The 20,007-nt window shown below is 61.0% G+C and carries 21 protein-coding genes; 13 read left to right on the top strand and 8 right to left on the bottom strand.

The features are described from left to right. Positions 1–7: 7 nt before the first annotated feature. Both SS05631_RS13795 and SS05631_RS13790 read right to left on the bottom strand, forming a co-directional pair. Positions 8–1,432: a CpaF family protein gene (locus tag SS05631_RS13795; protein WP_095677998.1), complete on the bottom strand. Its 1,425-nt coding sequence runs from the start codon at positions 1,430–1,432 to the stop codon at positions 8–10. 109 nt (positions 1,433–1,541) lie between these two features. After that, a complete protein-coding gene (locus tag SS05631_RS13790; RefSeq protein WP_018235797.1) occupies positions 1,542–1,703 on the bottom strand; it encodes a Flp family type IVb pilin in 162 nt (53 codons plus the stop codon). Positions 1,704–1,970: 267 nt separating this feature from the next. Between SS05631_RS13790 and SS05631_RS13785 the strand changes: the two genes are divergently transcribed. Beyond that, on the top strand, positions 1,971–2,468 hold the full coding sequence (locus tag SS05631_RS13785) for a pilus assembly protein N-terminal domain-containing protein (protein ID WP_037426244.1): 498 nt from the start codon (positions 1,971–1,973) through the stop codon (positions 2,466–2,468). A gap of 18 nt (positions 2,469–2,486) precedes the next feature. Here the strand turns inward: SS05631_RS13785 and SS05631_RS13780 are convergent, their stop codons facing one another. Genes SS05631_RS13780 through SS05631_RS13765 form a run of 4 tightly spaced genes read right to left on the bottom strand, consistent with a single transcriptional unit; the run spans position 2,487 to position 6,015 of the window. After that, a complete protein-coding gene (locus SS05631_RS13780; protein WP_037426241.1) occupies positions 2,487–2,912 on the bottom strand; it encodes a TadE/TadG family type IV pilus assembly protein in 426 nt (141 codons plus the stop codon). Then, a complete protein-coding gene (locus tag SS05631_RS13775; RefSeq protein WP_037426238.1) occupies positions 2,909–4,651 on the bottom strand; it encodes an AAA family ATPase in 1,743 nt (580 codons plus the stop codon). The genes SS05631_RS13780 and SS05631_RS13775 overlap by 4 nt, the downstream gene beginning before the upstream one ends. A 25-nt stretch (positions 4,652–4,676) precedes the next feature. Then, entirely contained in the window at positions 4,677–5,468 is a 792-nt protein-coding gene (gene cpaB / locus SS05631_RS13770) for a Flp pilus assembly protein CpaB (protein WP_037426235.1), read from the bottom strand. A 34-nt stretch (positions 5,469–5,502) separates the two neighbouring features. After that, positions 5,503–6,015, bottom strand: a complete 513-nt coding sequence (locus tag SS05631_RS13765; RefSeq protein WP_037426286.1) for a prepilin peptidase — start codon at positions 6,013–6,015, stop codon at positions 5,503–5,505. Positions 6,016–6,221: 206 nt separating this feature from the next. Between SS05631_RS13765 and SS05631_RS13760 the strand changes: the two genes are divergently transcribed. Beyond that, the gene (locus tag SS05631_RS13760) at positions 6,222–7,517 is read left to right on the top strand and encodes a pilus assembly protein TadG-related protein (RefSeq protein ID WP_037426232.1); all 1,296 of its coding nucleotides are present in this window, start codon (positions 6,222–6,224) and stop codon (positions 7,515–7,517) included. A 125-nt stretch (positions 7,518–7,642) separates the two neighbouring features. Here SS05631_RS13760 and SS05631_RS13755 read toward each other — a convergent pair whose 3' ends face one another. Together SS05631_RS13755 and SS05631_RS13750 are read right to left on the bottom strand one after the other, a co-directional pair. Beyond that, the gene (locus tag SS05631_RS13755; protein ID WP_037426229.1) at positions 7,643–8,701 is read right to left on the bottom strand and encodes a phosphatase PAP2 family protein; all 1,059 of its coding nucleotides are present in this window, start codon (positions 8,699–8,701) and stop codon (positions 7,643–7,645) included. Positions 8,702–8,845: 144 nt separating this feature from the next. Beyond that, a complete protein-coding gene (locus tag SS05631_RS13750) occupies positions 8,846–9,367 on the bottom strand; it encodes a prepilin peptidase (RefSeq protein WP_037426226.1) in 522 nt (173 codons plus the stop codon). 318 nt (positions 9,368–9,685) lie between these two features. Here SS05631_RS13750 and SS05631_RS13745 point away from each other — a divergent pair, with 318 nt between their 5' ends. The 11 genes from SS05631_RS13745 to SS05631_RS13695 all read left to right on the top strand — a co-directional run bounded on the left by SS05631_RS13745 (position 9,686) and on the right by SS05631_RS13695 (position 19,998). After that, complete coding sequence (locus SS05631_RS13745; protein ID WP_037426283.1) at positions 9,686–9,892, top strand: hypothetical protein; 207 nt, start codon at positions 9,686–9,688, stop codon at positions 9,890–9,892. 94 nt (positions 9,893–9,986) lie between these two features. After that, positions 9,987–10,994 (top strand): Flp pilus assembly protein CpaB, encoded by a 1,008-nt coding sequence (cpaB, locus tag SS05631_RS13740; RefSeq protein WP_037426280.1) that lies wholly within the window; start codon positions 9,987–9,989, stop codon positions 10,992–10,994. Between the two features lie 67 nt (positions 10,995–11,061). Continuing rightward, a complete protein-coding gene (locus tag SS05631_RS13735; RefSeq protein WP_037426223.1) occupies positions 11,062–12,549 on the top strand; it encodes a type II and III secretion system protein family protein in 1,488 nt (495 codons plus the stop codon). Continuing rightward, on the top strand, positions 12,494–12,838 hold the full coding sequence (locus SS05631_RS13730) for a pilus assembly protein (RefSeq protein ID WP_234828054.1): 345 nt from the start codon (positions 12,494–12,496) through the stop codon (positions 12,836–12,838). Before SS05631_RS13735 ends, SS05631_RS13730 begins: the two co-directional genes overlap by 56 nt. Before the next feature lie 282 nt (positions 12,839–13,120). Continuing rightward, positions 13,121–14,722 (top strand): pilus assembly protein TadG-related protein, encoded by a 1,602-nt coding sequence (locus SS05631_RS13725; protein ID WP_083854312.1) that lies wholly within the window; start codon positions 13,121–13,123, stop codon positions 14,720–14,722. Continuing rightward, positions 14,719–15,201: a TadE/TadG family type IV pilus assembly protein gene (locus SS05631_RS13720; RefSeq protein ID WP_037426217.1), complete on the top strand. Its 483-nt coding sequence runs from the start codon at positions 14,719–14,721 to the stop codon at positions 15,199–15,201. The genes SS05631_RS13725 and SS05631_RS13720 overlap by 4 nt, the downstream gene beginning before the upstream one ends. After that, positions 15,195–15,818, top strand: coding sequence for a TadE/TadG family type IV pilus assembly protein (locus SS05631_RS13715; RefSeq protein ID WP_037426214.1), 624 nt, complete (start codon positions 15,195–15,197; stop codon positions 15,816–15,818). Before SS05631_RS13720 ends, SS05631_RS13715 begins: the two co-directional genes overlap by 7 nt. 27 nt (positions 15,819–15,845) lie before the next feature. Then, positions 15,846–16,988, top strand: a complete 1,143-nt coding sequence (locus SS05631_RS13710) for a MinD/ParA family protein (RefSeq protein ID WP_037426211.1) — start codon at positions 15,846–15,848, stop codon at positions 16,986–16,988. A gap of 59 nt (positions 16,989–17,047) precedes the next feature. Then, positions 17,048–17,578 carry a L,D-transpeptidase gene (locus SS05631_RS13705; protein WP_083854311.1) on the top strand — a complete coding sequence of 177 codons (531 nt, stop codon included), beginning with the start codon at positions 17,048–17,050 and terminating at the stop codon, positions 17,576–17,578. An 18-nt stretch (positions 17,579–17,596) separates the two neighbouring features. Beyond that, a complete protein-coding gene (locus SS05631_RS13700) occupies positions 17,597–19,048 on the top strand; it encodes a CpaF family protein (RefSeq protein WP_037426205.1) in 1,452 nt (483 codons plus the stop codon). Then, positions 19,045–19,998 carry a type II secretion system F family protein gene (locus SS05631_RS13695; protein WP_095677997.1) on the top strand — a complete coding sequence of 318 codons (954 nt, stop codon included), beginning with the start codon at positions 19,045–19,047 and terminating at the stop codon, positions 19,996–19,998. The genes SS05631_RS13700 and SS05631_RS13695 overlap by 4 nt, the downstream gene beginning before the upstream one ends. Positions 19,999–20,007 lie beyond the last annotated feature (9 nt).

Below are 20,007 nucleotides of genomic sequence, written 5' to 3'. Positions count from 1 at the left end.
GCGACCGTCAGGCGGCCGCCTTGATCTCGGCCGCGTCAAGGGCGGCGGCCAGGCGCGCTTCTTCGCCATAATAGCGGGCGCGATCCCAGAAGGCAGGGCGGCCGATGCCGGTGGAGCGGTGCCGTCCGATGATGTTGCCCTTCGCATCCTCTCCGAGGATGTCGTAGACGAAGAGATCCTGCGTCGTCACGACGTCGCCCTCCATACCGAGGACTTCGGTGATGTGTGTGATGCGGCGGGAGCCGTCGCGCAGCCGCGCCGCCTGGACGATCACGTCCACCGATGAAACCAGCATTTCCCGGATCGCCTTGCCCGGCAGCGAATGGCCACCCATGGTGATCATCGCCTCGACGCGCGAGATCGCTTCGCGGGGAGAGTTGGCGTGGAGCGTCCCCATCGAACCGTCGTGGCCGGTGTTCATCGCCTGCAGCAGGTCGAAGGCTTCGGGTCCGCGCACTTCGCCGACGATGATCCGCTCCGGCCGCATGCGCAGGCAATTCTTGACGAGGCTGCGCATGGTGATCTCACCCAGGCCTTCGATGTTCGGCGGGCGGGTCTCGAGCCGCACCACATGGGGCTGCTGCAGTTGCAGCTCGGCCGCATCCTCGCAGGTGATGATGCGTTCGCCATCGTCGATATAACCGGTAAGGCAATTCAGGAGCGTCGTCTTGCCGGAGCCCGTGCCACCGGAAATTAGCACATTGCAGCGGACGCGGCCGATGATCTTCAGGATCTCGGCGCCCTCGGGCGAGATCGAGCCGAACCGGACCAACTGGTCAAGGTTCAGCTTCTCCTTCTTGAACTTGCGGATCGTCAGGCTCGGCCCGTCGATCGCGAGCGGCGGCGCGATGACGTTGACGCGCGAGCCGTCGGCCAGACGCGCGTCGCAGATCGGGCTTGCTTCGTCGACGCGACGGCCGACCTGGCTGACGATGCGTTGGCAGATGTTGAGGAGCTGTTCGTTGTCGCGGAAACGGATGCCCGTCTGCTGCACCCGACCACCGACCTCGATGAAGACCTGGTCGGCGCCATTCACCATGATGTCGGCGATATCGTCGCGTGCGAGCAGCGGTTCGAGAGGGCCGTAGCCCAGAATGTCGTTGCAGATGTCGCGGAGCAGCTCGTTCTGCTCGGCCATGGATATTCCAGCCTTCTTGGCCGCGACGATGTCGTTGACGATCGCGCCGATTTCCTCGCGCGCCTGTTCGCTGTCCATGCTCGACAGCGCCGCCACGTCGATGGTGGCGATCAGCGCGCTGAAGATTTCTTTTTTAAGGCTGTAGTATTGGTCGGCCTTTTCCGCCTTGGCGGCGGCCGGGACTTCGGCAAGCCGCGGCATTTCTCGCGGCGCGGCGGAATGCGCCTCGCGCGCCGCCTCATGCGCTTCCGTTTCGGTAATCTTTTGATCCGGAGTGGATTTTCTGCCGAACATCGTTGTCGCTTCACTCGTCGTTGAGATGTCTGTGCTCGTCAGATGCGACAGCGGAAGGCGATTGTGCCTTCCGCTTCGCTTGGCGACCGACGCAGTGACTCGGGTCGCCTTAGAGGGCCGTTGCGATCGCGGTGAACTTGGCGCCGATGTCGGTGCCGACGGTCTGCACGGCAGTGATGATGACGACGGCGATGAGGCCTGCGATCAGGCCGTATTCAATGGCCGTGGCGCCGGATTCGTTGCGGACGAAGCGGACGAGAAGATTTTTCATGAGACGATCCTTCGACTGGGTTGGGGTTGCGCCGACGCCAAGTTCGGCATCACAGGCCGGGGCGGCTTCTGCTCGTTTCCCGCTTGCTGTGTGGCCTTGATATAGACTTTATTAACCCTTTTGATCCATTCAGCCTGATGGCCGATACCACTTCCGCGGTAAGGTCGGCCTGTTGGCCTAGTCCAATCGTCCGGCCGCACTATCCTCTTGCTTTGCCAGCCTATTCGAACGGATGGTGTGTCCGTTCACAGAGATCGGGAGCGAACAATGCGAGTGGTTCCAAGGCATGACGGGGCCGGGTGGGTTGTTCTCGCCCTGATGACCTGTACCATCCTTGGCGCGGCGCAGGCGGCGGAAGAGAGCCCCCCGTCCACGGCCCTGGAGCCTAGCCGCCAGACCGAGGGCGTCGTCAGGGTCATTGTCGATTTTGCGAGGCCACTGATCCTCGCCCGACCGGCGAGCACGCTCATCATCGGCAATCCCGCCATCGCCCACGCGACGCTCAGCGACGACAAGACGGTCATCCTGACCGGCAAGACGCCCGGCTCGACGAACCTCATCGTCATGGACGCTGAAGGCGGCGAGGTTGCCAACATCGTTCTCGATGTAGTCGCAGCGGGCGGCCGTCTGGTCACCGTGCACGGCGGCGGCGGGCGATCGACCTATAGCTGCACGGAACATTGCGACCCGGTTCAGCCCAGCGAGGAAACGACGGCGCCTCCTCCGCCGAGCACCCAGCCGCTCGACGAAGGGGGCGAACCATGACCGGACTCGACCGATCGCTCAGCTGATCGGAATTCTTCGCGAAAGGGCGAGGCTGAACGGGGTCTCGGCCAGCCCGGGGACGAAGAACCGGAACGGATAGCGGATCGACAGGACGCGAAAATCGATGCCATCGACCGTTTGCTTGCTGACGGCAATTTGCAGCAGATCGGGATCGCCGCTGTCGAACTTGTCGCGGACGGCGTTCGCCAGTTTCGATTGCGCTTCGCTGTCCGGCGCATCGCGCGCGATCTGACCTATGAGCACCTGCCGGGCGGCGAAGTCGGCGGCATAGGACAGGTCGTTGCGCACGTAAAAGGCGCGGCCGAACTCGACGACGCCAAGGATCAGCAGAAGCAGGGGAAAACAGACAAGTGCGAACTCGACCGCCGTCGCGCCCGACTGGCTGCGCCAGGCGCGACGAAGGGTATGGAACGATCGGGTCATCGGACCTGCACCTGCATCGAGGAGTTGAGCTGGAAGGGCGGGAGCGCCTCCGGCAGGGACATGGGCTGGTAATTCTTCGCCGCTTGGAGACGATAGAAGACCAGCTGCTGTGCCGAATTTGCGCAGGATGTCGTCCCGCATTGCGGCGCGGCCTCCGGCTGGACGTCGGCGTTTTCCGGGCAGGCGCAGTAACGCTGTACCGGCGCCACGGCGACATTGGCTGGCGTCGCGCTTTGCGCCAGCGTCGACTGCAGCACCTTGTCGACCTGCGTCGCCCCCGGATCGGCCATGGCGGCTTGCGCTCCGGCCCGAAGCACATGGTCGATCGTCATCCGCTCGTGGAGCGCCAGTGCCACATCGGCCATAGCGACGAGGCCGAGTGCCAGCACCGGTGCAAACAGCGCAAATTCCACAGCCGAAGCGCCGGCCTCCGACTTCTTCAGCTCCTGGGCGTTCTTACGAAGCCCCGCCGCTGCCTTCTGCTTTCGCCGTTGGGTGAACCTCTGCACCAGCCCTGCGATACCCTTCTTCCGCACCCGTCTCTCCCTGGTGCCGCCGACCCGCCAGGCAAGCGATACTATGGCCTGCCCCGCCTTCGACTCGGGCGCCGATTCGATGACCAATTGGCCGTTATTGGCCGCCTTGCCGAACAGTTGGGGATCGAAGGGAACGGATACGCTTTCCTCAAGACCGACAGCGGCGGCGAAGTCCTTCGGCTTGATCTCGGCGAGCTTCGGCGTGTCCGTCCTGTTCAGCACGAGTCTCGGCGGCGGATCGTTGGGGCGCGCCTTCTTCAGGAGGTCGACCAGGTTCTTCACGTTGCGCATCGACGCCAGGTCGGGCGTTGCGGTGATCACGATCTCGTCCGCCTCAAGCAGGATCTTTCGAGTCCACTGCATCCAAATGTGCGGCAGATCGACGACGATTTGCCAGGCGCTGGACCGGGCGACATCGAGCAGGTGATCGACATGCTCCTCCTTGAGATAGAAGAACCTGTTGAGATCGGTCGTCGTCGGAAGCAGGTGCAGATGCTCCGTATAGGGAACCGCCAGGCGCCGCAGGAGGACGTCGTCCAGTCGCTCGGGGCTGCTGAGGACGTCGGTCATGCCCTGGACCGCTTCCACATCGAAATCCAGCCCGAGCGTGCCGAACTGGAGGTCGAGGTCGGCCAGCAGCACATCGGCATCGACGCGCTTCGACATCGCATAGGCGACGTTATGGGCGAGTGTCGACGATCCGGTTCCGCCCTTGGCGCCGATAAAGGCGACGATACGCCCGAGCTTCTCTTCGACAGAGTCGCGAAAGCAGCGATGCACCGCCGCCACGAAGTCGATCGGGTCGAACGGCATGACCAGATAGTCGCTGACGCCCGCATCCACGAGTCTCTTGTAAAGTCCAACGTCGTTGGACGAGCCGACGACGATGACCTTGGTTCCGGTGACGCACTCAACCGCCAGGGCTTCGAGTGCACTCATGAGGCGGGCCTCGTCGTCGGTGTTCTCCACGACGACGAGGTTTGGCGAAGTGACACTCGCGTAATGCGCCGTCGCTTCCTTTAGGCCGCCTTCCTTGATCGTCACGGTGGCGCGAGCCATCCGGCGGTCCATGGCGGCCATGCCGATCGTCTCCTTCAACGCCGCCGAACGGCAGAACACGGCGATGTCCACCTTCGGAATCGACAGGAGCGGTGCGACCGGTTCCCGTGGGGTGTCCTGGACTTTTGCGTCGAGCTGTTTCATCTGTCCGAAATTCCGTGAAAATCGGTCAACTGCCACCGGAGCGGGACGGAACCTCGACCATCGACAGCCGCCCACCACTAACAATGCGCACGACCCCTGGTCGGTTTCCTTCCGTCTCGACAACCGGTGCTTCCAGGTTGTCGGCGACCGCCCGCAGCGCCAGCGACACGGTGCCGGAGGCTTCTGCCGCGGCGATGACGGCGATCTGCTCGGGGTCTGCCTCGAGTGTCGCGGTCTTACCGACCACCGACGTACCGTCGGCACCTTGGGAAACGGTCTGGTCGACCGCGAGCACCCGTATATTGGAAAGGATCGCACGGCTGGCCACCTTGCCGTCCTTTCCAGATGAATCCGGACGAGCGACGGTGTGGATGACGTCGACGTGGTCGTTCGGCAGGATGAAGCCGCCGGCCGTGCTCTCCGCCGTGACGCGGACGGCTATCGCCCGTTTTCCCGAAGGCAGCATGCTGGAGAGGAAACCGCTGCCGCGCTGGGCAAGCTTATCCTCGCGGATCGGCTCTCCGGCGACGAAACCGCTCTGGGCGAGCAGCCCCTTGAGCGTCGCCATCGCGTCCGGTCGTGCGCTGCGGCTGATGAACACCGGCGGGATCTCTCCCTCCCACGCCTGCCAGCGCAGGTGCGACTCCTCGAGCGTCGTGCCGCGGGCCAGCTCTTGCGCGGCGACGAGCACCTCCTGCGAGGGAGACTGTTGAACTTCGGCTGCCTCGACTGTCGGCTGATCGGTGAAGCCGAGCGCCAACCAGGATGCGGCACCGCCGGAGGCGAGTGCGAAAAGGAGAATGACCAAGCGGATCATGGTAGGACCTGTGCGTTACGGACTAAGGGAGTCCTCAGAGAAGGGCGGAGAACCAGTGGCTTTCCGGGAGCAGGAGAAGTGCCGCAGGCGCCATCGCCGCACCGTACGGAATGCCCGATTGCGGCTGGTGCAACCGGCTCGACCAGGTGTGCTTCTTCAAGACGACCGGCAGCGGCACCCTGCGGAACTGCAGCAGGGTCAGCGTGAGAACCGCGCCGAGCACCGAGGCGTAGACGACGAAATCGAGGGCAAGCCCCGGGCCGAGCCAGAGTACCGCGACGGGCAGCAGTTTTGCGTCGCCGCCGCCGATCCAGCCGAGGGCAAAGAAGGCGAAGGTGCAGGCGAGCACCGCCGAGGCGACCAGGATGCTCGACCAGATCGTGGAAAGATCGAGGCCGGCGAGCGGCGCAAGCACCGCGAAGGCGACCAGCAGAAAACCGACGAGACGGTTCGAAATCGTCATCGTCGCCACGTCCTTTACGCCGGCATAAGTCATCGTTCCGGCAAAGACTAAGAATGCGAGCCAAGCGGCGGTGGTGGAGATCATCACAAGGGCGCCTTTCACGAGGGCCGGGAAGGCCGTTTCAGGTGCTGCGGAATATGCCGTCTCCATCCCGCGGTCGCCATTCGGCCTGATGGTCTAAGCGCAGGCGGCAAGGCGAATGGAGAGGACTAGTCCAACCGGCCGAATCGCAACCGCTTCAGGTGAGGGATATATCCTCGGCCGGATCAACAGCACTCCAGGACATTCGGATGCGCAAAGGAAACAACGTTAGCGAACCCAGGAAAACGTCGCCGCGCCCGCGGCGCCTTTCGTGCGCACTCCTGGAGGACGAGGTCGGCGCCGTCGCCGTCATCGCGGCGATCGTGTTTCCGGTGCTGGTTGGCGCCATGGGGCTGGGGGCGGAAAGCGGCTACTGGTATATGGAGAGCCGCAAACTGCAGCATGCGGCGGACGTCTCGGCTCATGCCGCAGCCATCCGCCATCGAGCGGGCGACCAGCAATCGGGCCTCGAGAGCACGGCGCTGAGGATCGCACGCGCCTCCGGCTACTCGCCCGGTACCCTGACCGTCGGCACGAAGCCGGGGCTGAGCGCCGGATCCAGCAAGATCACGGTCGAGCTGACGGAGACGCATGCGCGCCTGTTCTCGTCCGTCTTCATCGGCGCGCCCGTGACGATCTCGGCCCGTGCCGTCGCCGAGGTCAAGGGCGGCTCGAACGCGTGCGTGCTTGCGCTGTCGAATTCGGCGTCCGGCGCGGTAACCGTTACCGGCTCGACCCAGGTGCAATTGTCGGGCTGCAGCGTGGTCTCCAATTCGAGCGCCGCCGATGCCTTTCTGATGAAGAACGGCAGCGCGGTGATGTCGACGGATTGTGTCTACACTGTTGGCGAAGCGGTAACGACGACGGGCCTGACGATGACCGGTTGCAGCGCGCCCGTCGAACGCGTCCCGCCGACGGCGGATCCTTTTGCCTCCGTCGCCGAACCCGACAAGCTGCATGTCGAGCAGCTTCCCTGTCGAACGCTCGCTTATACCTCGGATTCCGCCTACGCGTTCGACAAGTTTGCGAACGGGACACAGGCAATCCGGTTCTGCGGCGGACTGGAGATCAAGGGCACCATTACGCTGAAGCCTGGCCTCTATATCATAGACGGCGGCGACTTTACGGTTACTGCGGGGGCAAAGCTTTCCGGCGACGGTGTCACCCTGTACTTCACCAACGGAGCCGCCGCGAAACTGCTCGGTAACGGCGATATCGATCTCTCCGCTCCGACCACCGGGCCATTCGCCGGGCTGCTCTTCTTCGGCAGCCGGCGCGACACTGGTGTGGCCCATCAGGTGACGGGCAATTCCGAATCGAGCCTGGAAGGAAACCTCTACATTCCTACCGGCAGTATCGATTTCACCGGCAATTCAACCGTGTCCGGGGGATGCACACAGATCGTCGCGGACCAGATCACGTTCACGGGGAATTCGACGATGGAGACCTGCGCCTCGCCAACCGACGAGATCGTCGTGGGCCGAACGGTGTCGCTCGTTGAGTAGTTGGGGAACTGCCAAGGGACGGACGGCAAGCCGCTGCCGTTCTCGTCCTCCGTCTCGCCGGTTTCTTCCCGGATGCTGACTTGGTAGACACCGTCAACGCGGGTTGGGTCTATATCCTGGTCCGCTTAGGCAGGCTTCAGTACTGGCGATGAATGATCCAGTGACCAAGATGCGAGATAACCGGAGACCTTCCAGAACAGGAGAGCTAGGGCGACACCGACAATGCCGTCACATGCATAATGCCATCCGAGTTGGACTGACCCAATCCCTATTATGACCGCAAAACCGGTTCCGGCCCAGCGTCGAAGACGTCCCATGCCCCATGTTACGCAGGCGATTGTCACGGCAAAGACGACGTGCAGGCTCGGCATGGCAGAGATTCCGGAAATCGCCCCGATTTCACTCGTATAGGCGACCCAGAGGCCTTTCTGAGCAGTCAGCGCCCAGACCATTTGAGTCTCCAAATTCACGTGCTCAAGCAGCTGCATCAGCGGGGCATAAGTGTTATCGCCTGTTAACGGCTCTACGAAGCACGGCCCGACCGATGAAAAGGTGATCGCAAGAATATTGCCTGCAACAAGCCATCCTAGCAGGGCCGAGTACATGAAGCGCAAGCGCAAGAAATGATTGGAGGTCCACGCGGCCCACACCAGGGCGCACGCAACGAGAATGAGCCACAGGTTATAGAAGAAGTTTATGACGATAATCGCATAGGCGTTGCCGAAGAGCGCACTTGTGAGGATATATGGATCGACTCCGCCAAAAATTGCACGGTCGATTTCGATGAAGACAGGATCCCAGGAGAATGGATTGATGGCAGGTATCGTTGACTTGATCGTCGCAAAGACCGTGATCATCCCAATGAATATTGCCATCGAGTGAAGCGCATGGGCATAGCGGTCGTCCCGGACCAGAACATCACGCATGTGCTTGATCAATGCCGCGGTCGGCTGCTCTCTCCGCTCGATCAAAAACCGAACGACAGTCCACAGCATATAACACATCACGTAAACCAGCATCGCCATGAACGACAGCTGAAGGTAGAACTTGCCGGTCCGGTAGTATGGCTCAACTCCCAAATACCAGACCAGCCCACACATGGAAGAAATGTGCAATAGCAGTATCAAATGGGCAAGGCGGTAATCGGCCTTTGTTCGCCCCATAGCAGAAAGGAACGCTCTCATCGTTGTAAAACCAATAGATTATTTCCCCAATCGGCAGTTGATCTGAATTCTTTTAAGCGGTCAACTCGCCCGTATTTATTAGTCACTGCTCCGTTAATGTTGCTATTTTGCGATTCTTGCTTTTCGTCTGAATGGTTTTAGGAGTTAGGCAAGACCCGGCCGCAGGGCCATCATGGTGAGCGCGGCTGCGGCCATGATGACGCCGTAGGGAATCTTTCGCGTCGTACGAATCTCTTCCACGCGCATCACCACGGACAAGTGGGCCAATTGCAGCGGCATCGGCAACTTGAGGATGAGGAGCGTCACCACGCCCCCGATCAGCAGGAAGACCGCAAAGGGCAGCATGCCATGCCAGCCTATGAAGAGGCCGATCGGCAGAAACAGCTTGGCGTCACCCGCGCCGAAGAGCTTGAACGACCATAGGCCAAATCCAATGGCGAAGAGCAGCAGCCCGGCTCCGACATCGCCGGCAATGCCCGACGAGGAGAAGAGGGCCGCGCCGACATCTTCAGCCGTCAGCAACTGCAGGGCAGTATAAAACCCATAAACGGCGACAAGAGCCAGCACGATTAGGTTCGGTATTTTCCAGAGCCGGAAATCGCTCCAGGCGGCATAAAATAAAAGTAATACTTTTGTCACAATTAAGATGTTGATTGCGGAAATCATCTTTATCGTACTCCATACGCAGTCAAACTGATTATTTTTAAGAAATTACCGAAGGGATCTAATCCGTATGGGCTATTTAAAACCGACTATATAATTCAGGGGACGCCAATTTCTATACCGCTTTTCACGCCGCAAAGCCAGAGATATTCGTTTATTATCTTAACCATAAGCAACCTCCTCCGAAAATTGCTAAATATAATGATTGACGATCCAGAAATTAACAGTTTATTAATCAAGGCAGTCGGAGAGATGGTCTCAACGGCGGCGCGGCCCGGGGAATTTTGCGGCACGCGAAGTATATTTGAAAGGAATTTCTCGATGAAAGCTTTTGTAGCTAAGGTATCCGCTTTCGCGCGGGAAGAAGACGGTGTTGCACTGACTGAATATCTTATTCTCTTGGCCTTGCTCGTCGGTGGTGTGATCGGGACCGTCACGGCCGCAGGCGGGAACCTGAGCGATGCTTGGGGCTCATGGGGATCGTGGTGGATGAACTCAGTATCGACCGATGCTATCGTTACTCAGTGAAGTTTGGTAGAATCTAAGGAGGGGTTTGTTAATCCCTCCTTAGCAATTTGATTATTGAAGAAAATGTATTTTAGCATGTATGGAGTTGTCGGCGATGCGTACTTCGACGGTCACCAGTCTTGCTGTCGCCATTTTACTTGCTTCTGCGGCGGTCTTCGGGACACGCACTTATCTCGCGGAACAACAGGCTCGACTTGCAGCAGCTAATTCCGTAAAGGCTCCGGAAAAGACCCTCGTGGTTGCCGCCAAGCCCATGCGCTTCGGCGATCGGGTTTATCCGGAGAGCCTGAAAACCATCCCTTGGCCGACCGGCGAACAGCCGGAAGGTTCGTTTCAGACAATCGAGTCGGTGATCGGTGACAAGGACGAGCCTCGCTACGCCATGGAGGCGATCGATCCCGGCGAGCCGGTGCTTTCTTCCAAGATTACCGGGACCGGCGAGCGCGCCACTCTGTCGGCGGCGCTCGACCAGGGCATGAAGGCCGTTTCCATTCGCGTCAACGACGTTCTGGGCGTCGCTGGTTTCGTGAGGCCGGCGGATCGTGTCGATGTTCTGCTGACCCGGGTCGTCCGGCGACAGAACAACAGTGAACAGACTTATGTCGACGTGCTGCTCCAGGGCGTTAAGGTCCTGGCGGTCGACCAGACCGCCGATGAGCGCAAGGACGAGCCTTCTGTCGTAAAGACCGTCACCTTCGAGGTCACGACCGACGAGGCGCAGCGGTTGACGCTGGGAGCGAGCATCGGCACGCTTTCTTTGGCTTTGCGCAATATCGCCTCATCCAATGTCGAGCAGACGCGGCCGATCACGGTTGCGGATCTCGGCGGCGGACTGATCTCCGCCGACCTCAGCGCGGATCTCGCGAAAAATGAAGACGGGCGATTCGAGACCATCGAAAATCTGGTGCGCAAGGTCGGCGACGAGCTTGGAAGCCGGATCGATTCCGTCGAAGACAAAATGAAACAACCTGTTAAAGAAAAACAGGTACAGATTGCAGAGCGAAAAGCAGAACCACTCTTGCCCGTAGAGCCAAAATGGGCCACGGTCGGCGTCTGGAACTCGACGAAGCGCGAAGAGCACCGAGTCGGCATGGTCCAGTGAAGCGAGGGGAGCGGCTTTTTTGCCCGCAGGCGCTGTGGCTGAACGAGGAGCGGAGGCTGAAGCGGGAATGTCCAGGGGACTCATGAAGGGGGCGGCAAGAGCCGGAACCCTCGCGGCGGTAGCCGCGGCAATAATTGCCTATAGTGGAGGACCCGGTGTTGTGGGTCCCGCCAAGGCCCAAGAAAAATTCGTAAGCCTCACCGGCTCGGTCCAGCAGGTGACGCTGGCGCCAAACGACACGATTACAGTCAGGACCGGCAAGCCCTTCGGCGATCTGGTCATTGGCAGCGCCGAGATGATCGACGTGGTGCCCCTTTCCGACCAGTCGCTGTTCATTCGCGGCAAGCAGACGGGTGCTACTAATATCTCCGTCTATGACGACAATAAGGCGCTTGTCGGTGTTATCGACGTGCGGGTCGCCGCCGACTTCACTGAAGTTGCATCGGCGATCCGCTCCACCGCCCCCTCGGCGCAAGTGCGGGTGTTCAACTCCAATGATCGCATTCGCCTGACGGGGACGGTTCGCGATGCGGTCGAACTGCAGCGGGTGGTTGAAATTGCTCAATCCTATTCGGCGGAACCGGTCCTGAACCAGCTGCGTGTTGCCGAATCGCAGCAGGTGATGCTGGAAGTTCGCGTCATCGAAGCTTCGCGCCAGACCGGCCGCGATCTCGGCATCGGTTGGTCCGGTCAGGGCAGGAACGGCATCGGCAAGGCGACGACCAGTCAAGGTATTACCGTCGATGATGATGGTAATCTTGCTCGAACGCTCGGGGACGCCGCGGGTGCGGCGACCGGCATGCAGCCCTTCGGCCAGCTGATTGCCAAGGTGTTGGAAATTTCCGGCGGCCAGATCGACATTGTCATCAACGCGCTAGAGCAGAAGGGCCTGGTGCGCCGGCTGGCGCAGCCGAACCTGATCGCCATGAGCGGTGAAACCGCAAGCTTCCATGCCGGCGGCGAAGTCCCGATCCAGTCGACTGTCGCGAACGGTGCGACGCTTGCGACCGAGACCGACTACCGGCCTTTCGGCGTACGGCTCACTTTTTCGCCGGTGGTGCTCGATGGCGGGTTGATCAGTCTCAAGATCGAACCCGAAGTTTCCGAAATCGACCCTTCCATCAGCGTCAACGGCAATCCCGGCTTCATCTCGCGCGCAGCAAGCACGACTGTCGCGCTGCGCGACGGCCAGAGCTTTGCGATGGCCGGCCTGCTGCAATCGGTCAATGCCAAGGACGTTCAGCAATTGCCGTGGCTCGGGCAGGTTCCGGTGATCGGCGCACTGTTCCGCTCGACGAGCTTCCTGAAAAGGGAGTCGGACCTGGTCATCGTCGTCACTCCGCATATCGTGCGGCCGTCGAAGCCCGGCGAAGACCTCTATAGCCCGCTCGAACAGACGCGTTCGTCCAACGACGTCGAGCTGTTTGCCCTCGGCATTCTCGAGGTGGACAAGGACATGCTGCGTCGCTTCCGCAATGGCGAAGGCGTCAAGGGGCCCTATGGCCACCGTCTCGATCTCGACGTGGGAGGCGCAGTTGTTCTTTCCAAGAAGTAAGCGCGCATTCCTCGCTATCGCCGCCGTCGGCCTTCTCTCCGGCTGCGCCGACTATTTGAACCACCGCGATTCGATCACCTTCGGGCTCGGCAATGCGGTGGAGGCCAACAAGGGCATCCACACACAGGATCCGTTCCCGCGGGCGGCGTACAACACGCAGATCAACAGCGACGGCAAGGTGATTTACCGCGCGATCGGCGGCTATCAGGGCGGCAGACAGTCGAGCGCGCCGCCGCCATCAGCGGTGATCCTGCCGGTGGCCACGCCGCCGAACGGAACAGCCAGGTAGACTGCGTAGTATTGAAGGAACGGCACTGAGCCGGATGGGAATAAGAAATAGAAATACCAAATTGAACGTAATACTGGGTCTAGCCCAGGTCCCAAGATCATAAAGACGACACGGAATTTAACGGATTTTATTAGCTGAGACACGGGATGCGAGCGAATTGCCGCTCATGATTTTCAAAGTCCCGTTCTCGTTTTTTAAGCATGTCGTTGCCCCGAAAACTTTGATGCCTCGGCAACGAATCAGAATCTCGGCGGAAACCGCCGTGATCCGAGGAGCATGCCAATGTTGTTGCGTAAGGCTATTAAACGCTTCCTGGATGACAATCGTGGCTACGTCATCGCCTTGACGCTGATTTCCATGCCACTCCTGCTCGGTTTTTCGCTGCTCGTCATCGATGTCGGCCGCACCGGCAATCTTCACACCGACCTGCAGAATGCGGTGGATGCCATGGCCCTTGCCGGCGCCCGCGAGCTCGACGGACGCGACGATGCGATTACCCGCGCCGATGCGGCAATCGAGGCGCTCGCCAACAGTGCCGCGTTCGGCGGCGGCGGCACCGGCATGCAACTCGGCTCGCACATCACCGTCACCTATGATGCAGGCAATGATGCCGGAAGCACTGTAACGGTCATCTACCTCAAGGAGATCCCGGCCGACGACGACAATCCGATCGAGGCCTCGATGATGGCGGCGGATGCGAACGAAGCGTCTTATGCTTGGGTTATTGCGAAACCGCAGGCGATGACGACGATCTTCCCGGTCCCAGTCGGGCTCAACCGCGATACCATCAATGTCTCCGCCGATGCCGTTGCTGTCTATCGCTCCAGCGCCTGCGATGTCACGCCGATCTACATCTGCAATCCGTTTGAGCCGGCCGGCAACACAAGCGCGACCGCCAACGAGGCGGCGGCCGAGGCGCTGCATACCAACTTTGCCGCCGGTAATCTGTATGGCCGCCAGATTGAGCTTCACAGCACCTCCTCGTCGGCGCCGGGCCCGGGCAACTTCGGCTTCCTGGCGACCTATGGCAACGGTGCAAACGTGCTCGCCGAGGCGCTCGCCACCGGTTCGCCGGGTGTGTGCTACAAGCAGGACGCGTTAGAGACGAAGACCGGCGCGATGGCGGGACCGGTTGAGGCGGGACTGAATACGCGCTTTGGCTTGTATTCCGGCTCATTCGGCAATGCACGCAGCGACGGACGTTACCGACCCGCTCGCAACGTGCGCTCTGCCCAGAACCAGACGGGCGGCGCCAACAAGATCTGCGGCGAATACAACCCGCTCATGAGCGGCGCCACCGTCGGCAACGTAACCAAGGCCGTGCCGCTCGGCTACGGCGCGTCGATGACCTCGCTGGCCGGCGGAAAGATCAGCGGCGGCAATGACTGGCAGTACAACAGCTACTGGAACGTTGCCCAAGGGAGCGGCGCTCCTTCCGTCAGCACGATCCTCAGCAATCATTCAAGCTATCCGTCGCCGACCGGCTCTCCGTCGCAGCCCTCCGCCTATGATGTCTACCGCTACGAGCTCAATAATTCCGCGATGATCAACCATGCCTCGGCCAGCGGCGAGACGGGCGCACCTCTAACCGGCGGTCAGTGCTACACCGGCCCCGATCTTTCAAACTATACGAGCGGCGACTATGGCGACCGGCGCGAGATCTTCGCCGCCATCGTGAACTGCGGCTACGAAAATGCCGTCGGCCATCTGAACGGCCACAAGGAGACGGAGGCCGTCGCCTTCGCCCGCCTGTTCCTGACCAAGCCGGCGATCAAGGCCGGCAGTGAGCGCTACCTTTCGCTCGAAATGATCGACATTACCGGCAAGGGCGGCCGCGGCACGCTCGACGAGTTCCTCCGCGAAGAAGCGGAGTTGGTCCGATGAACGCATTTAGAAAAATCTTTCGCCGTCGGTTGCAGTTCTATTTCTGGTTGAACGAAGATGCGGCTGTTCTTACTGAGACGATCATCGTGGTGCCATTCGTCACCGTGTTTGCAGCGGGCATCCTGGAGTTCGGCAACCTCTTCTGGGAGCGGATGCAGATCGATGCCGGATTGCGCGACGCCGGACGCTATCTGGCCCGGTGCCGCCCGACGTCGCCGACCTACACATCGACCTGCTCGCAGGCGACGGCGAAACTGATCGCCTTCTATGGAACGCAGAGCCCGGCAGACAGCGCTGTCCTGCGCGTTCCCGGCTGGGGGCCCACCCTTGCCGACATCACGGTCAACGCAGTTGGTGCCGACGGAACGTTCACGATCGAAACCGCGCACCTCTACGAGGCCTCGCCACTGTTTGGTTGGCTCGGCATTGACGAAATCACCATCAGCGCCTCGCATGAAGAGAGGTATATGGGATGGTAATCTCTCGATTCCTCAAGCCTTTTCGGCAGGACGAAAGCGGTGTTGCCCTTACCGAAGCGCTGATCACGTTCCCGATCGTGATGCTGATGTTCGCAACCTTCATCGAATTCGGCTACGCGATGTCGCAATGGAACCAGACCGTCAAGGCACTGCAAATGGGGGCGCGGCTCGCGGCGGTCTCCGATCCGCTCACCAGTGACTTTGACGACGTGTTCCCGACAGAGGCCGACGATCCGCTCGACAACGGCGATGCAACGCCGAACGACGCGACGATTTTTTCGACCTGCGGTCCGGACCTTGCCAATTGCAGCGATGAGCTGAGCCGGATCGTGCTCGGCAGCGACGGCGTCTGCGGGACGGCGGGCGATCCGCGCCCCGGAATCTGCGACGTCAACTGGCGCATCAAACCGGAAAACCTGGTGGTGACTTATCAGCGCTCCGGGCTGGGCTACTGGGGCCGGCCCGAAGGCCCGGTGCTGACCATGCGCCTCGAAGTCCGTGATGTAACCCTCGAAATGCTCTTTCTCGGGCCCTTGCTCGGACTCGACGAAATCGCGGTTCCGGCCCATCCGGTGACGATCACGACCGAAGACCTGCAAACATGCTCGACGTGCTAAAACCTTGATACAGCGTGGGGATGCGAAATGACAGCGCATATGAACTTCGTAGCGACCACAAAGATCCTTGTCCTTTCAGACGACGCGGCGGCGGCAAGTTTCATGCTCGACACCTTCGGCTCGCTTTCGCGCTACGACGTACGGCACATGGCGTTGAAGGCGCTCGGCGAAAAGGGCCGGGTCGACACGACGCAGTTCGACATGATCGTTCTCGACATCGACAACGGCGAGGTCCTGCAACGGCCGGAGCTTATCGCGTTCCGAAGCAACAACCGCAACATCCCGCTCGTGGTCGTCTCCGAAGAGCTGCGGGACGACAGGCTGCGGCTTCTCTTCCGCCTGAACGGCAACGACTGGCTGAAAAAGCCCTTGGAACGCCGTGCACTGATCGACATGATCTCCCTGCATGCGCCGACAGCCGGCGCGAGCGACAGCCGCGTCCATGCCGTCGTCTCAGCGGTCGGCGGGGCAGGGGCCAGCGTGATCGCTTCGTCGATCGCCCATATTCTGGCGCAGCCGACGAAGAATTCCGCACCGCGGGTCAATCTGTTCGACCTCGACTTTTCGTCCGGGTCGCTCGGACAGTATCTCAATCTCGTCAATGACTACGATCTGGTGCCGGTCATTGCCAATCCATCGCGGGTCGACGTCGAATTCGTCGATCTGGTGCGCAAGCGCCATTCGGGCGGCTTTTCGCTGCTGTCCTTCAAGCAGCCGTCCGTTCTCCTCTCGCCCAAGGGGGCGGAACTCGTGCTGCGCATGCTCGATGTCGTCGCCTTCGAGAGCGACCAGACCGTCCTGGACGTGCCCTACTACCAGACGCCATGGAAGGATGACGTGCTCGCATCGGTTAACAGCGTGACGATCGTTACGGAAATGACGATTCCGGCGCTTCACCAGGCAAAGGATCTGTTCCTCAATCTCACGCGGCTGCGTGGCAGTTCCGATTCCATTTTCGTCGTCATCAACAAGCACCGCAGCAGCCTGTTCAGCCTGGGGCTCCGCCGGCAACAGGTCGATAAGGTGTTCACGGACACCCCGGCACATCTCATCGACTATGACTGGGAAACGCTGAGCGAGGCACTCAACCGCGGCGTGCTGCCCTTCGAGGTTAATGCCCGTTCTCACTTCTGCCGCGGTGTCGGCAAACTCGGAGCACTCGTACGATGAGGGCGCGCTTGATGGAGAACAGGATGCCAGGGCGGCGGGCGAGATTGCGGAACTGGATGATGTGCGCAGCGCTGGTCCTTGGCTTGGTTGACCTCGCCGACGAAGCGGGGGCCAACCAGCAGGTGCCGCGAAGCCTCGGGCCGAGCACGGCAACCATTGTGACCGCAGAGCAGAGCCATCCGCCGGGCACCATTGTCGTTCTCAGCGACAAGCGGACGCTCGATCTCGTTCTCTCCCGCGATCGTGCTCTCCGCTACCGGATCGGAGTCGGCCGCGACGGCTTCCGTTGGAGCGGCGTGGTGAAAGTCGGAAGAAAGACCGAATGGCCCGACTGGCGACCGCCCGCCGAGATGAAGGCGCGGGTGCCGGGACTTCCGGAACTCGTTCCCGCAGGGCCGTTCAATCCTATGGGCGCGCGCGGGATCTATCTCTACCGAGGCAACGCGGACACGCTTTACCGCATCCACGGCACGAACGAGCAGTCGACGGTCGGTGAATTTGCCTCCTCCGGCTGTTTCCGCATGAGCAACGCCGACGTCATCGATCTCTACAAGCGCGTGAAGGTCGGGGCCACGGTGGTCGTCAAGTAGTTGTAAGGAGTAAGGCTGATGGCGAACGGGTTTATAGGACGCTTTTACAAGCAGCCGCCGCAGGAGAGTGCGGAGCTCAGGCAGATTGCCGAGATTGCCGCCAATGGTGCAGCCGCGGTCGCTGCCGTGCCGAAGGAAGCGGTTACCGAAGCGACCGCGGAAGAGCAGGGGCCGCTCGGCCTTGATATGGTATCGGAGAGGGTCAACCTGCACCGCCACCTCTTGGACCAGATCAATCTAGGCATCCTTGACACACTCGACGAGGAAGAGATTGCCGCCGAGATCCGGCCGCTGGTCAAGGAATACATCCGCCGCAACAACTCACCGTTGAATGCCAAGGAAATCAACGACCTCGTCCGCGACATCACTGACGAAATGCTCGGGCTTGGGCCGATCGAACCGCTGCTGGCCGATGAAACCGTCGCCGATATCCTGATCAACGGCCACAAAAGCGTCTATGTGGAGCGCCGCGGTCAACTCGAGAGCACCGCGGTCCGCTTCAAGGACGAGGATCACCTTCTTCGGGTGATCAACAAGATCGTCTCTGCCGTCGGGCGACGGGTCGATGAATCGACACCGATGGTCGACGCCCGCCTCAAGGACGGCTCGCGCGTCAACGTCGCGATCCGGCCAATCTCCGTCGACGGGCCGCTCGTTTCCATCCGCAAATTCACCCGCAAGCCGCTGACGCTCGAGCGCCTCGTCGAATATGGCGCCATGGCGGATCAAATGCGCATTCTGCTCAGCGCAGCGGTCAAGGGCAGGGTGTCGATGATCATCTCGGGCGGTACCGGCTCGGGCAAGACCACTCTGCTCAATGCACTTTCCTCGCAGATTTCGGAGAAGGAGCGGCTGATCACCATCGAGGATGCCGCGGAACTGCAACTCCAGCAACCGCATGTCGGCCGCATGGAAACCAGGCCGCCGACGCTCGACGGCCGCAACGAGATCCGCCAGCGCGAACTCCTGAAGAACGCGCTGCGCATGCGGCCGGACCGCATCATCGTCGGCGAAGTGCGTGGCGAGGAGGCGTTCGACATGCTGCAGGCGATGAATACCGGCCACGAAGGATCGATGACCACCATTCACGCCAATACGCCGCGCGATGCGGTGAGCCGCCTCGAGCAGATGGTCGGCATGGCCGGTATGCCGATGTCGCAGCTGAGCGTCCGCTCGCAGATCGCTTCGGCGATCACGATTATCGTCCAGGTGCAGCGACTGAGCGACGGCAGCCGCAAGGTCGTTTCGGTCTCCGAGATCACCGGCATGGAAGGCGAGGTCGTGCAGATGCAGGAGATCATGCGCTTCAAGAAGACCGGCACCGACGAACATGGCCGCATTCGGGGTGAGTTCCGCGCCACCGGCCTACGACCGCGTTTCATCGAGGAATTCGCCGAAGTGGGAGTCATCATTCCCCCGGCGATCTTCGAACCCGGCAAACCACTTCACACGGGACCCGGCAAGCCATGACCCTCATCCTCCTCTATGCCGCCGTATTCGTCGCCGCGCTGGTCGCTGCAGAAGCGCTGCTGCGCAGCTATTTCCGAAGCTCGGAGCGCCACAAGGCGGTGAACCATCGCCTGAGCCTCATCGAGGGGAGCGAGGACCATCGCGAGACCTACCACGAGATGCTGAAGGCACGCGGCGTGGACGGGGACTCTCGGTGGCAGCCCCTGACGCAGCGGCTACGGCGGTACTATGTGCAATCCGGCATCAAGTTCAATGCCAAGCGATTTGCCCTCTACGGCGCCGCCGCCGCCATGGGCATCTGGCTGGCACTTCAGTTTCTCCTGCCAAGCAACCTCGTCCGGATCCCGCTCTTCCTTGCTATCTGCCTGCTAGTGCCCGCGGTTGTCGTCTGGCGGGTGCGCGCCAGGCGCATGCACAAATTCGCAGAAAAGCTGCCGGAGGCGCTCGACGTCGCCAACCGGAGTCTGGCGGCGGGACACCCGCTTCCAGCGGCGATCGCGCTCGTGGCACGTGAAATGCCGGACCCGGTCGGCACCGAATTCGGCCTTCTGTCGGACGAACTAACCTATGGTGTCACGCTCGACGACGCGCTCATGAACCTCAACGACCGCGTCGGCGTCGAAGACCTCAACCTCCTGGCCATATCGCTCAGCGTCCAGGCTGGGACCGGCGGCAACCTCGTCGAGATCCTGCAAAATCTCTCGAAAACGCTCCGCGATAGGTTCATGCTGAAGGCGAAGGTCAAGGCGATCTCCGCGGAGGGGCGCATCACCGCGATCTTCATGTCGATCTATCCGTTCCTGCTCTACGGCATGATCAAGGCGCTGTCGCCGACCTATTTCGATCCACTCTGGAACAGCGGCTACGGCACCACGATCGTTTCGGGGCTGCTCGTCGTAATGGCGATCGGCAACGTCATTCTCTATAAAATGGTCCACTTCGAGTATTGAGGCGCCGCC

The organism is Sinorhizobium sp. CCBAU 05631 (genome assembly GCF_002288505.1).
GTDB lineage: Bacteria > Pseudomonadota > Alphaproteobacteria > Rhizobiales > Rhizobiaceae > Sinorhizobium > Sinorhizobium fredii_C.
This window is presented reverse-complemented; position numbering and strand designations above follow the sequence as displayed.